The sequence below is a fragment of the Comamonas resistens genome (assembly GCF_030064165.1).
In the GTDB taxonomy this organism is placed as follows: Bacteria; Pseudomonadota; Gammaproteobacteria; order Burkholderiales; family Burkholderiaceae_C; genus Comamonas; species Comamonas resistens.
Genome location: NZ_CP125947.1, coordinates 597,075 through 610,180 on the forward strand (window position 1 = coordinate 597,075; position 13,106 = coordinate 610,180).

General features: G+C 63.1%; 15 protein-coding genes. All 15 read left to right on the forward strand.

Annotated elements, in window-relative coordinates; genetic code table 11:
• Nucleotide 1 precedes the first annotated feature (1 nt).
• The 15 genes from QMY55_RS02750 (at nt 2) to QMY55_RS02820 (ending at nt 13,033) form a co-directional block, all read left to right on the forward strand.
• Nucleotides 2–904 (forward strand): alpha/beta hydrolase family protein, encoded by a 903-nt coding sequence (locus QMY55_RS02750; protein WP_283487175.1) that lies wholly within the window; start codon nt 2–4, stop codon nt 902–904.
• Nucleotides 901–1,683, forward strand: coding sequence for an enoyl-CoA hydratase/isomerase family protein (locus QMY55_RS02755; RefSeq protein ID WP_283487176.1), 783 nt, complete (start codon nt 901–903; stop codon nt 1,681–1,683). The genes QMY55_RS02750 and QMY55_RS02755 overlap by 4 nt, the downstream gene beginning before the upstream one ends.
• 97 nt (nt 1,684–1,780) lie before the next feature.
• Nucleotides 1,781–2,533: a DUF4126 domain-containing protein gene (locus tag QMY55_RS02760; RefSeq protein ID WP_283487177.1), complete on the forward strand. Its 753-nt coding sequence runs from the start codon at nt 1,781–1,783 to the stop codon at nt 2,531–2,533.
• A gap of 60 nt (nt 2,534–2,593) precedes the next feature.
• A complete protein-coding gene (locus tag QMY55_RS02765; RefSeq protein WP_283487178.1) occupies nt 2,594–4,615 on the forward strand; it encodes an acetyl/propionyl/methylcrotonyl-CoA carboxylase subunit alpha in 2,022 nt (673 codons plus the stop codon).
• A gap of 342 nt (nt 4,616–4,957) precedes the next feature.
• Entirely contained in the window at nt 4,958–5,881 is a 924-nt protein-coding gene (locus tag QMY55_RS02770; protein WP_283487179.1) for a 2-hydroxyacid dehydrogenase, read from the forward strand.
• A 16-nt stretch (nt 5,882–5,897) separates the two neighbouring features.
• Complete coding sequence (locus QMY55_RS02775; RefSeq protein WP_283487180.1) at nt 5,898–6,806, forward strand: hydroxymethylglutaryl-CoA lyase; 909 nt, start codon at nt 5,898–5,900, stop codon at nt 6,804–6,806.
• A gap of 65 nt (nt 6,807–6,871) precedes the next feature.
• Nucleotides 6,872–7,426, forward strand: a complete 555-nt coding sequence (locus QMY55_RS02780; protein WP_283487181.1) for a DUF2799 domain-containing protein — start codon at nt 6,872–6,874, stop codon at nt 7,424–7,426.
• Between the two features lie 38 nt (nt 7,427–7,464).
• The gene (locus QMY55_RS02785; RefSeq protein WP_283487182.1) at nt 7,465–8,004 is read left to right on the forward strand and encodes a DUF2799 domain-containing protein; all 540 of its coding nucleotides are present in this window, start codon (nt 7,465–7,467) and stop codon (nt 8,002–8,004) included.
• A gap of 15 nt (nt 8,005–8,019) precedes the next feature.
• A complete protein-coding gene (locus tag QMY55_RS02790; RefSeq protein WP_283487183.1) occupies nt 8,020–8,589 on the forward strand; it encodes a hypothetical protein in 570 nt (189 codons plus the stop codon).
• A 53-nt stretch (nt 8,590–8,642) separates the two neighbouring features.
• Nucleotides 8,643–9,083, forward strand: coding sequence for a hypothetical protein (locus tag QMY55_RS02795; RefSeq protein ID WP_283487185.1), 441 nt, complete (start codon nt 8,643–8,645; stop codon nt 9,081–9,083).
• A gap of 40 nt (nt 9,084–9,123) precedes the next feature.
• The gene (locus tag QMY55_RS02800; protein WP_283487186.1) at nt 9,124–9,621 is read left to right on the forward strand and encodes a YbaK/EbsC family protein; all 498 of its coding nucleotides are present in this window, start codon (nt 9,124–9,126) and stop codon (nt 9,619–9,621) included.
• Nucleotides 9,618–9,902, forward strand: a complete 285-nt coding sequence (locus QMY55_RS02805; protein WP_283487187.1) for a DUF1289 domain-containing protein — start codon at nt 9,618–9,620, stop codon at nt 9,900–9,902. The genes QMY55_RS02800 and QMY55_RS02805 overlap by 4 nt, the downstream gene beginning before the upstream one ends.
• A 16-nt stretch (nt 9,903–9,918) precedes the next feature.
• A complete protein-coding gene (locus tag QMY55_RS02810; RefSeq protein WP_283487188.1) occupies nt 9,919–10,563 on the forward strand; it encodes a 2-hydroxychromene-2-carboxylate isomerase in 645 nt (214 codons plus the stop codon).
• A gap of 11 nt (nt 10,564–10,574) precedes the next feature.
• Complete coding sequence (locus QMY55_RS02815; protein WP_283487189.1) at nt 10,575–12,392, forward strand: DUF294 nucleotidyltransferase-like domain-containing protein; 1,818 nt, start codon at nt 10,575–10,577, stop codon at nt 12,390–12,392.
• A complete protein-coding gene (locus QMY55_RS02820) occupies nt 12,389–13,033 on the forward strand; it encodes a 3'-5' exonuclease (protein WP_407650601.1) in 645 nt (214 codons plus the stop codon). Before QMY55_RS02815 ends, QMY55_RS02820 begins: the two co-directional genes overlap by 4 nt.
• Nucleotides 13,034–13,106 lie beyond the last annotated feature (73 nt).

Below are 13,106 nucleotides of genomic sequence, written 5' to 3' on the forward strand. Positions count from 1 at the left end.
GATGCAAGCTCTGCTTTGTGCAGCGCTGGCCTTGCCCATGGCGGCCCAGGCCGATGTGCAGCAGTTCGACGCGCGCATTCCCGTCTGGGTGCCAGCCACCGAACAGGTTGCTGCGCATACGGCCAATCTGGCAGGCCATGTCTATCGTCCGCAGGGTACAGGCCCCTGGCCGCTGGTGGTGCTGAGCCATGGCACGCCCAGTGGTGCCGATGCCCGTGCGGCGCTGACCGAGCGCTACGGCCCGCAGGCGGTGGCGATTGCAGCCCTGGGCTATGTGGTGGTGACAGGGCTGCGCCGCGGCTACGGCGCATCGGACGGTCCTCTGGCCGACCGCTATGGCAGCTGCGACGCACCCGATTACCCGCATGCCGCGCAGGAAGCTGCACGCGATGTGGCAGCCATCATGAGCTACGGGCAGAAGCTGCCGTTTGTGAACAGCGCCCAGGTGGTGCTGATGGGCAAGTCGGCAGGCGGTTTTGCCTCGTTGGCGCTGGCGGCCCAGCAGCCTGCGGGTTTGCGCGGCGTCATCAACTTTGCCGGTGGCCGGGGCTCGCAGCCCAGGATGCGCGAAAAGGCCGAGGTCTGCGGCGAGGCGCAGCTGCTCAAGACCATAGCCGGCTTTGCCGCCACCAGCCGGGTGCCTCAGCTGTGGATTTATGCCGAAAACGATAGCTACTTCCGCCCGCCGCTGGTACGCAAGATGGCCGAAAGCTATAGGGCCGCAGGCCAGAGCCTGACGCTGGTGTTTGCTCCGTCCACCGATGAGGAGGGACACCGGTTTTTCGACCGCGCAGCCAATATCGGGCAATGGCTGCCGCAGGTCCGTGAATTTCTGATGCAGCAGTTGCCAGGCATGGCGACTGCACAACTGCAAAGCCATAACTCACAGGGAGACAAGCCATGACCGCTTTGACTTTGACCGTGGACGGCGGCATTGCCCGCATCACGCTGACCCAGCCCGAGATCCGCAATGCCTTCAGCGACGAGGTCATTGCCGAGATTACCACCGCGTTTCACACGGCGGGGGAACGACCCGATGTGCGCGCCATCGTGCTGGCCGCCGAAGGTCCGGCTTTCTGCGCCGGCGCCAATCTGAACTGGATGCGCCGCATGGCCGATTACTCGCGTGACGAGAACCGCGTCGATGCCGGTCTGCTGGCCGAGATGCTGCGCGTCATCTACGAATGCCCCAAGCCCACGATTGCGCGCGTGCAGGGCGACGTCTATGCGGGCGGCATGGGCCTGGTGGCCTGCTGCGACATGGTGGTCAGCGTGGATACCGCGGGCTTTTGCCTCAGCGAGGTCAAGATCGGCCTGATTCCCGCCACCATCAGCCCCTATGTGATTCGCGCCATGGGCGCGCGCGCTTCGCACCGCTACTTCCTCACGGGCGAGCGCTTTTCGGCGCAGGAAGCGCACCGCATAGGCTATGTGCACGAGGTGGTCGATGCCGAGCAGCTGGACTCCGTGGTCGACGGCTGGCTCAAGCATCTGCTGAGCGCCGGGCCTGCCGCCGTGCGTGCCTGCAAGCGCCTGGTGCTGGATGTGGCCGAGCGTGAAATCAGCGAGCAGCTGATTGCCGCCACCGTGGAGCAGATTGCCACCATACGCGCCAGCAGCGAAGGCAAGGAAGGCGTGCAGGCCTTTCTCAACAAGCGCAAGCCCAACTGGCTGCCCGGCTGAGACAGGATGAAACAGGGCTGAACCGACAGACCTTGCACCTGTGAGGGCCTAGAGTGGGCGCAAGCGCCGCACGGCACACAGGACAGGGAAGCACATCATGGACATCTGGCAAACCATCATCGACTGGCTGCACCGCGCCGGCCTGCATGTGGACCCGAGCACGGCCCAGGCCGTGGGGCAGGCTGCAGACCAGATCGGCGACGTGGCGGCCAGGGCCGGCAACGCCGTGGGCCAGATGGACATGGGCTCCATGCTGGCGCTGGCTGCGGCCCTGGGCTGGGCCAGCGGTTTTCGCCTCTATGCCGTGATGTTTCTGGTCGGTCTGCTGGGCGCCACGGGGCTGGTGCCCCTGCCCGGCGGCCTGCATGTGCTGCAGCACCCGATGGTGCTGCTCATCAGCGGCGGTCTGCTGTTCGTGGAGTTCTTCGCCGACAAGATTCCGCTGGTCGATTCGGCCTGGGACATGTTCCAGAGCGTGCTGCGCATTCCCGCCGGTGCAGCGCTGGCGGCCATGGTCTTTGGTGCCGACAACGCCACCATGGCCACGGCCGCTGCCTTGATGGGCGGCACGCTGGCGGCCACCAGCCAGGCTGCCAAGACCACGACCCGGGCGCTGATCAACACCTCGCCCGAGCCGTTCTCGAATGTGGGAGCCAGCCTGGCCGAAGACACGGTGTCCGTGGGCGCCATCTGGCTGGCGCTGGCCAACCCGCTGGTCTTCGCTGCGGTGCTGCTGGTCGTGGTGATTGCGATGTGGCTGGTGATCTGGGCACTGTGGCGCTTTCTGAAGGCGATTTTTCGACGCCTGCGCGGCGAGGGTGAAGCGCAGGATTCTTTGCAAAAAACATAGCTGCCTGCGCTTGATGGATCTGCGCTGGATAGCGATATGACTTAAATATTTGGAGACAGCATGTTCAAGAAAATTCTGATTGCCAACCGTGGTGAGATCGCCTGCCGGGTAGCGGCTACGGCACGTCGCATGGGTGTGAAGACCGTGGCCGTGTATTCGGATGCCGATGCCCAGGCCAAGCATGTGGCAGCCTGCGACGAGGCCGTGCACATTGGCGGCAGCGCCCCCAAGGACAGCTATCTGCGCTGGGAGCGCATCCTGGAAGCCGCCAAGGCCACGGGCGCCGAGGCCATCCACCCCGGCTACGGTTTTCTGTCCGAGAACGAAGACTTTGCCAATGCCTGTGCGGCGGCCGGTCTGGTCTTCATCGGCCCGCCCGCCAGCGCGATTCGTGCCATGGGCCTGAAGGCAGAGTCCAAGCAACTGATGGAGAAAGCCAAGGTGCCGCTGGTGCCCGGCTATCACGGCCACGATCAGGACCCCGCAATGCTGCACAAGGAGGCCGACCGCATCGGCTACCCCGTGCTCATCAAGGCCAGCGCGGGCGGCGGTGGCAAGGGCATGCGTCTGGTGGAAAAGAGCGAGGACTTTGCGGCCTCGCTGGAGTCCTGCAAGCGCGAAGCCATCAACAGCTTTGGCAACGATGCCGTGCTGATCGAAAAATACGTGCTGCGCCCTCGCCATATCGAGATCCAGGTGTTTGGCGATACGCATGGCAACTGCGTCTATCTGTTCGAGCGCGACTGCTCGGTGCAGCGCCGCCACCAGAAGGTGCTGGAGGAAGCGCCGGCTCCCGGCATGACCGAAGCCCTGCGCAAGCAGATGGGTGAGGCCGCCGTGGCCGCGGCCAAGGCCGTCAACTACGTGGGTGCGGGCACGGTGGAGTTCATCGTCGAGCAGCCCGGCGGCTATGACCAGCCCGAAGCCATGAAGTTCTACTTCATGGAGATGAACACCCGCCTGCAGGTGGAGCACCCCGTCACCGAGGCCATCACCGGCGAAGACCTGGTGCAGTGGCAGTTGCTGGTCGCCAGCGGCAAGCCCTTGCCCAAGCAGCAGAGTGATCTCAGGATCATCGGCCATGCGATTGAAGCGCGCATCTGCGCCGAGAACCCCGAGAACAACTTCCTGCCCGCCACCGGCCATCTGGCCGTCTATCGCAAGCCCGAGTGCAGCAGCTTCGAGATCGCCAATGTGCGCGTGGACGATGGCGTGCGCGAGGGCGATGCCATCAGCCCCTTCTATGACTCCATGATCGCCAAGCTCATCGTGCGTGGCGACGATCGTGCCCAGGCGCTGGCGCGCCTCGATGCGGCACTGGCCCAGACCCATATCGTGGGCCTGACCACCAATGTGCAGTTTCTGCGCCAGGTGGTGAAGAGCCAGGCCTTCAGCAACGCGCTGCTCGATACGGCGCTGATCGAGCGTGAACGCGAAGCCCTGTTCGGCAAGGACTTTGTGGGCCGCGATCTGGCCGTGGCTGCGGCCATGGCCCATCAGCTGCAGCAGGAGCAGGCGTTGCAGGGCGCAGACCCGTTCAGCCGCCGCGATGGCTGGCGCATGCTGGGTCGCGACGAGCGCCAGTTCGGCTTTGAGTACCGTGGCGAAGCATTGAATGCAGCCCTGGCCTATGGCCGTGATGGTCAGACCCATCAGCTGCGCGTCGGTGAGGGCGAAACCCGCAGCGAGGCCGTGCTGCAGTGGCGTGCCCTGGCCGACGGCCGTCTGGAGCTGAACCTGAGCGGCAGGCGCTGCGTGGCCGTGGTTCACGCCCAGGGCGATCAGCTGTCGGTCTTTACCGATGCCGGCAGCACCCAGATCATCGTGGTCGACCAACTGGCCCATGCGGGCGATACCGGCCACGAAGGCGGACGCCTGACAGCCCCCATGCCCGGCAAGGTGGTGTCGTTTGCCGTCAAGGCCGGCGACCAGGTCAGCAAGGGCCAGCCGCTGGCCGTGATGGAAGCCATGAAGATGGAGCACACGATTGCCGCGCCCGGCGACGGCGTGGTGCTGGAGCTGCTTTATGTGCCCGGCGACCAGGTCAGCGAAGGCGCGGAACTGTTGCGCCTGGAGGTGTGAATCACCCCCCTGAGCCGCTACGCGTCTTCCCCCGCTCTCGCACCGCTACGCGTTGCGGGCAGGGGGACGCAGCCCTCGCTGCGGGGCGGCCCTTGCTCGGCGGCTCTGGCCTGGGGTGTGCTCGTTTCAGGTGCTGTGAGCTGGATGTTTTTCTGTGTTACTGCTGCAGCGTGGGTTGAACTGTTTTGCAAAAAGAGCGGTTTGCGCCGGATGAGCAAGGGTTCTGGACGGATTTGATGTCGAGATCGATATGTATCAAGCGCAAGCAGCTTCTTTTTCAATAGCGGTCTATTTGCCGATGACGTCTGCAGCCCACGCGCCAAACCGTTAGGCTTCACATCTATGAAAGTCCTATTTTGCTGTGAAGATACGCGGCCAGAACCCTGGCTCAAAGGTTTGCATGAAGCGCTGCCCGGCGCGGAGATCGCCATCTGGGAGCCGGGTGCGGCGCAGGCCGACTATGCGCTGGTCTGGGCACCGCCCCAGCAGTTCATCGACGAGCAGGCCGCCGGCCTCAAGGCCATGTTCAACATCGGCGCAGGCGTGGATGCATTGCTGCCGTTGACCATTCCCTCGGAGCTGCCCGTCTACCGCCTCGAAGACGCGGGCATGGCCGTGCAGATGGCCGAGTACGTGGCGCAGGCCGTGATCCGCTTTTTCCGCGGCCTGGACCGGTACGAAGCCGATATGGCGCAGGGCCTGTGGCAGCACCAGCGCAACCCCAAGCGGGCCGACTATCCCGTGGGCGTGATGGGCCTGGGCAAGATGGGCGAGCGTGTGGCCAGGGCGCTGACGGTGTTTGACTTCAAGGTCAACGGCTGGAGCCGCTCGCCGCGCGAGATGCAAGGCATACGCTGCTTCAGCGGCATGGAAAACCTGGACGCCTTCCTGTCCGAAACCCGCATTCTGGTCAATCTGCTGCCTTTGCACGACGAAACCCGCGACATCATCAATGCGCGCACATTGTCTTTGCTGCAGCCCGGGGCCTATGTGATCAATGTGGGCCGTGGCGGCCATGTGGTCGATGCCGACCTGGTGGCGCAGATCGAGAGTGGCCATGTCAGCGGTGCCATGCTCGACGTGTTCCGCGAAGAGCCCTTGCCCGAAAATCATCTGTTCTGGAACCAGCCCAAAATCATCCTCACCCCCCATACCTCGGCCCGTACGCTGGCGGCGGACAGCATTGCCCAGATTGTGGGTAAGGTCGCTGCCATGAGCCGGGGTGAGCCCGTCACAGGTCGTGTCGATCTGAAAAAGGGATATTGATCCCAAGGAGACAAGAATGAAGTACCCCGCACGCGTCAAGATCATCGACGTAGGCCCGCGCGACGGCCTGCAAAACGAGAAGCAAGCTGTGCCAGCCTCGGTCAAGATCGAGTTGGTGCAGCGCCTGCAGGACGCGGGCCTCAAGGAGATCGAGGTCACCAGCTTTGTGTCGCCCAAATGGGTGCCGCAGATGGCGGACAACGCAGAGGTCATGGCCGGGATCGCGCGTGACAGCGGGGTGCTTTATTCGGTGCTGACACCCAACCTCAAGGGCTTCGAGGCGGCAGTGGCTTCCAGGCCTGACGAAATCGTGGTGTTTGGCGCGGCCAGCGAAGCCTTCAGCCAGAAGAACATTAACTGCTCGATTGCCGAAAGCATCGAGCGTTTTGCCCCCGTGGTGCAGGCGGCGCTCGATGCCGGCATTGCCGTGCGCGGCGCCATCAGCTGCACCGTGGGCTGCCCTTACGAGGGCGAGATTGCCCCCGAGAAAGTGGGCTATGTCGCCCGGCTGATGAAGGACATCGGCGTGCAGCGCGTCGACGTGGCCGACACCATTGGCGTGGGCACGCCCATCAAGGTGCAAAAAGCGCTGGAGGCCACGCTGGCACACTTTGGTATCGACCAGGTATCGGGCCATTTTCACGACACCTATGGCCAGGCTCTGAGCAATACGCTGGCGGCACTGGAGCTGGGCGTCTGGAACTTCCAGTCTTCGGTCGCGGGTCTGGGCGGCTGCCCCTATGCCAAGGGCGCCACGGGCAATGTGGCCACCGAAGACGTGGTCTATCTGCTGCAGGGCATGGGCATTGAAACGGGTATCGACCTGGACAAGCTCATCGACGCCGGCCAGTTCATCAGCGATCACCTGGGCCGGCCCACGCAGTCGCGTGTGGCCAAGGCGCTGCTGACCAAGCGTGCCGGTTGACGGTATGACATCAAGCGCGTGCTGCACGCTTTTATGCTTTCTTGCCAATATAAGGAGGTGTGGATATGCGTGTGGAAAAACAGACGGCCTTTCGCTTTGCATGGCTGGTCGCAGTGGTGAGCCTGGCAGCTGGTTGTTCGACGATGGATGCCGATGAGTGCCGCGTGGCCAACTGGTCGGGGCTGGGCTATGCAGATGCAAGCAAGGGAAAGGATGTCTCGATGGCCGGCGACCGGGCACAGGCATGCAGCGAACATGGCTATCGCATGGACATGGCGGCCTATCAGCGTGGCTGGAATGAGGGGCTCAAGGAGTTCTGCACCTTCCCTGGCGGCCAGGCTTTTGGCGATAGAGGTGGCAACTACAAGCCTGGCTACTGTCCGCCGGGCGCGGAAAGCCAGTTTCTGGCCAGCTATCTTCCCGCCTACAAGAGGTATCAGTATCAGCAGCGTATCGACGGTCTGCAGCGGGATATCAATCGCAAAAATAGCGAAATCATCCGTCTGCAGTCCAGGAAGGATGGCAGCGACGAAGGGAAAATCTCCCGCCTCAAGGGCGAAGTCAGTGCGCTGAACAACCAGCTCCAAAGCGAGCGCATGCGGCAATTCATGGACCGCTAGTCATCAGGCTGTGTGGGGCGGGTTGTTACCATGAGCTCATGTATGCATCACGTATTTATCTGGCTTTGACACTGTCCTCAGTCGCCTTGCTGTCCGCCTGTGCAGGCATGGATGCACAGGAGTGCAGAGACACGGACTGGGCCTATCTTGGCCAACTGGACGCCATGGATGGCAAGCAGGACATCACCACCCGGGCCAAGCGCCATTTCCGCACCTGCAAGGAAAACGGTGTGCAGATGGATGTACCTGCCTATCAGCAGGGCTGGCTGCGCGGGCTCAAGGATTTCTGTACGCCGGAGAGCGGCAAGGCTTTCGCCGAGGCAGGCAGGAAATTCCAGATGGGCTATTGCCCGGCCCAGCTGGAAGCGGCCTTTTTGCAAGGTTATTCCCCGGCGCGTGAGCGCTATGAAATGAAGGAGTCCGTTGCCGAGCTTGAGCGGCGCATTTCCGCCAAGAAGAAGGAGCTGCGCGAGGCACGCGATGCCAAGAACAGCGGCAGCCATATTGCCTATGTGCAAAAGGACTTGCGCGATCTGCAGCAGGAGCTGTTCCAGTTGCGGCTCAAGCTTGCCCAGTAAGGCGGGAGTCTGAGCATGCAGACGGCTTCCGACTTCATTGCGGCCCTGACGGTGGACGACTCCCTCAAGGCCGCGCAAATGCAGCCGGTGTTGGTGGCCCTCATGCCCTGGCTGCAGCAGGCGCCGGCGGTGGAGGTCCATCAGCTGGCTCGGGCGCTGCTGGTCGCCAACACGCGCTGGCATGTGGTGCTGCACGACACCTTGTCCTGGCTGGCCGAGGGTGACTGGCCTGCGCTGGTGGCCGCAGCACTGCAAAGTGCCCAGGTGCGCGGCAGCATGAGCGAGGCCGAGCGCACGGTGCTGGAAGCCGCAAGTTATCAACAGCCCGGGTTGCTTGCTCCACTGCAGTCGCAGCTGGAAGAGCTGGATTGGGGTATAGAGTGTTTTGAGCCGGAAACCCAGGTGCAGAATGCGCAGTCAGCTATGCATTTGATATTTCCTCCGCATTATCTGCGGCGTGGAATTTCTTGGATACCCAGGCATTGGCTCCGAGCTGGAACCTGCAGCCCGGCCCTGAGCGCTGGCGCTTCGGCGGTGCGGGTGTGGGCCGCTGCCAGCATTGTGGCGGGCCTCTGCAGCATCTGATCAGTCTGCCTGCAGGCAATGTGTATGGGAGTAATCAGCCAGCTGGAAAAACCGTGCAGCTGCAGCTGTGCCTGTCCTGCATGGAAAGTGGTGTGGGCGAGCTGCATTACTTCCATGATGAAGCGGGTCAGGCCCATTGCCTGAATGCCGCGCAGGACGGGCAGCTGCAAGCACCGGATAGGGAGTACGGGCCTTTGCAAGCTACCGAAGTTGCACTGGCCGATACACCGGCACGCTGGCAGCGGCAGGACTGGGGCCAGTCCAACGGCCGCGAGAATCTGCACCGCGTCGGTGGTGAGCCGTCGTGGATTCATTCGCCCTGGGAGCCGCTGTGCACGGGCTGCGGCCAGGCCATGCGCTTTGTGCTGCAGCTGGATGCGCAGATTCCTCAGGCCGAGGGTGGGGATGCGCATTTCTGGGGCAGTGGCGGCATGCTTTACGGCTTTGCCTGTTCGCCCTGCGCGCGCAGTGCCTACATCACTCAGTACACTTGATGCACGGGGCGCGGTGGGCGCTCTTTCTTCGAGAGTTTGTATGTGTGGATCAGAACTTCACGCGCTGCCTGAAGGGGTGCAGCGCGTCAGCCGCTTTTTGCAGGATGCCGGTCATCCTCATGCGCCGCAGATGCTGGACGGCGCAGCACGCACGGCGCAGGAAGCCGCCGATCAGCTCAGCATTCTGGTGGGGCAGGTGGCCAAGAGCATCATCTTCAAGCGCAGGCTGGACGGTGCCGCCGTGCTGGTGGTGACATCGGGTGACAAGCGCGTGGATGAGAAAAAGGTGAAAGCCATCGTGGGTGCCATAGGCCGCGCCGATGCAGATTTTGTCAAAGCCAGCACGGGCTTTTCGATTGGCGGTGTCAGCCCTGTCGCGCACGCGACCAGGCTGGTGACCTTGATCGATCAGGAGCTGCAGCGCTTTGATGTGGTCTGGGCCGCAGCGGGTCACCCTTATGGCGTGTTTCCCGCAACGCCTGCACAGCTGCAGGCTTTGACCAGTGCGCCATGGTCCGATGTGGTGGAGCAGTCATGAGCGAAACGATGAATCTGCAAGAGCAGCAGGCGCAGCAACTGGTGCAACTGGAAAGCAGGGCCGAGGCGGCTTTGATCTGGGCCAAGGCCGATCAGCCCGTGGCCTCACCCTGCATCAATGTCTGCCGCATGACCGAGGACCGCAGCCATTGCAAGGGCTGCTTTCGTACCATTGACGAGATCAGGGCCTGGTCCAAGGCGGATGACGAGCAGCGCCTGCAGATCTGGGCGCAGTTGCTCAAGCGCGCGGGCTTGCAGGATCCCAGAGCCGCAGATTTGTGAACCGAAAGGGCGGAGCATGAAGCACATCACTTTCTATCTGGACTTTGTTTCGCCCTATGCCTGGCTGGCATTTGCACAGTTGCCCGAGCAGCTCAGAGGCATCAGCTGCCATGTGCGCTACCGCCCAGTCTTGCTTGGCGCTTTGCTCAAAAAGTACGCGAATCCCGGCCCCGCAGGCATTCCACCCAAGCGCGACTGGACCTACCGCCATGCCGAGTGGCTGGGTCATGCACAGGGCACGCCGCTGCACATGCCGCTGCACCACCCGTTCAACCCCTTGCCTCTGCTGCGGCTGGCGCTGGAATGCAGCGATGACGGCTGCATCAACCGCTTCACGGCCGAAACCATCTTCCGCCATGTGTGGGAGGGCGGGGCCGATGCACTGGCTCCGGAGCGTCTTGCGGCCCTGCGCACGCAGCTGTCAGCACAGCTGCGCACGGACGAGCAGGCCGCGGAGCGTGCCAAGGCCTTGCTGCGCTCCAACACCGAAGATGCTTCGACCGCAGGCTTGTTTGGCGTGCCCAGTCTGGCGTTCGATGAACGTGTCTTTTTTGGCTTGGATGGATTGCCCATGTTGCGTGCCTGCTTGCAGGGCGACAGCTGGTTCGACCAGGGGCGCTGGGAAGCAGCTGCAAGTGTGGAGCAAGGCTTGCAGGCTTGAATGTCTGTGCCATGCCCAATTCCTTCAATTTCTCGGTTTCCCCCTTTGACTGCTTGACGCCCGACGAGCAGGCGCTGGTGCGCAACAGCGTCGATATTGCCTATTTTCCGGAAGGCGCTGTGCTGCTGGACCGGGGTGTGGCGCCCACCCATCTTTTTGTCATCATCAAAGGCCATGTGGAGCAGACCGAAGGGGAGCAACTGCTGGCCTCCTACGGACCCGAGGATTGCTTTGATGGCCGAGCCCTGGTTGCAGGGCGCGCCAGCAGCCGCTTTGTGGTGGTCGAGGAGTTGGTGGCCTATCAGCTGTCGCGTGACATCATCAACGAGCTGATTGCGCGCAACCGGGCCTTTGGCGCCTTGCTGTTTGCGGATCTGGGGCACAAGCTGGGTACGCTGGCCCAGTTGGCCGATCAGCACGAGAGACAGTCGCTGACCTTGATGCGTGTGGATCAGGCCTTTGTGCGCCCTGCCCATGTGGTGGACGCATCCACCGATATCGTCAGCGTGACGCGCTTGCTGCACGAGCAGCGCATCACCAGTGTGCTGGTTTCGGGATTGCCGCAGGGCCTGGGTATCTTCTCCAACACCACGCTGCAGCGTGCCATTCTCGACGGGCGTGCGCTGACCGAGTTGACCGTTGGCGAGTTCGCCAGCAGCCCTGTGATCAGCGTTCGCGCCAGTGAGCAACTGGGCGATGCGATGGCGCTGCTGTTGCGTGCCCGCGTTCACCGGCTGGCGGTGCTGGACGAGGCGGGCCAGGTGTGCGGCATTCTGGATGCGCTGGATCTGTTCAGCTTTCTGGCCAACCACTCGCATCTGATCCTGGTGCAGATCGAGCAGGCCGGTGATCTGCAGGCGCTGGAGCAACCGGCGGCGCAGATCAACGAGCTGCTGTCCGCCCTGCACCGGGGCGGTACGCGCGTGGCGCTGATGGCGCAACTGGTGCAGCAGCTCAACACCCGCTTGTTCGAGCGCGCCTGGCAGATGCTGGCACCTTCGGATCTTGTGGCCAATAGCTGTCTGTTCGTGATGGGCAGCGAAGGACGGGGCGAACAGCTGCTCAAGACCGATCAGGACAATGGCCTGTTGCTGCGCGATGGCTATGTGCCGCCCGCCGATCTGGCGGCTATCTGCGATGCTTTTTCCGCCGTGCTGCAGAGATTCGGTTATCCGGAATGCCCGGGGCGCATCATGTTGAACAACCCGGAGTGGCGCGGCACGGCCAGCGAATTCGCGCAGCGTTGCCAAGGCTGGCTGCTGATGCCCAGCGCCGACAGCCTGATGCGGCTGGCCATCTTTCTGGATGCGCGTGCGGTGGCCGGCGATGCGGAACTACTGGCGGGTGTGCGCCAGAAGCTGCAGGCACTGGCCACGGATAACGATGCCTTGATCGCCCGCTTTGCCGCGGTGATCGACAGCTTTGGAGAGTCTGGCCGCTGGTGGAGCCGATTGCTGGGCCGCGATGACGAATTCAGCCGCGTGCACCTGAAGAAGGCCGGCATCTTCCCCCTGGTGCATGGTGTGCGCAGCCTGGCTTTGGCGCGGCATGTGGATGCGACAGGCACGGTAGAGCGCATAGAGGCGCTGGTCGCCGACGGAACGCTGGATGCGGCCCTGGGCCGGGAGATGCGCGAAGCCCTGCATCTGCTCATGGGCCTGAGACTGCAGGCAGGGCTGAAAGAGCTCCAGCGCCACCGGCCCGTGACGGCCGAGGTGGACCCTGCCACGCTGAGCAGCCTGGAGCGGGATCTGCTCAAGGATGCGCTGGCCGTGGTACGGCGTTTCCGGGCCTTGCTGCAGCAGCGTCTGCGGCTGGATGTGCTGTGAAGATCCGTTCCTGGCTTCAGTCCTGGCAGCATCAGCGGCTGCTGCGCCAGCTGAGCAGTCCCTCATACGCCTTTGTGCTGGAGCCGCCGCCGCTTGATGAATGGGTGTCGCTGGACTGCGAAACCACGGGGCTGGATACGCGTCGCGATCACATTGTCTCCATCGGTGCGGTACGCATTCATGGGCAGCGCATCCTGACCAGCCAGCGGCTGGAGCTGCTGGTGCGCCCGCCCCAGGGTGTCAGTGCGAACAGCGTACGCATCCACCAGCTGCGCGAGCGTGATCTGGCGCGGGGCATGCAGGCCGAGGAGGCCGTGCTGGAGCTGCTGCGCTTCATTGGCAGCCGCCCCTTGGTGGGCTACTACCTGGAGTTTGATCTGGCCATGATCAATCGGGTGCTCAAGCCCGTGCTGGGCATTGCTCTGCCACAGCCGCGCAACGAAGTGTCCTCGCTGTACTACGACTACAAGTTCAGGCAGCTTGCGCCGCATCGTCAGCAGAATCCCGAGATTGATCTGCGTTTTGACAGCCTGATGCAGGATCTGGAACTACCCCAAAGCCGCGCTCATGATGCTCTCAACGATGCGGTGATGGCGGCGCTGGCCTTCATCAAGCTGCGCCAGTTGCTGGGGCAGCACTGAGCAATATTTAAAAAGCCCCATGTTGGCCCACTTCGTGCTGCCGCTGCCCCTTCGAGAGGGGCTTTTTGTCTTT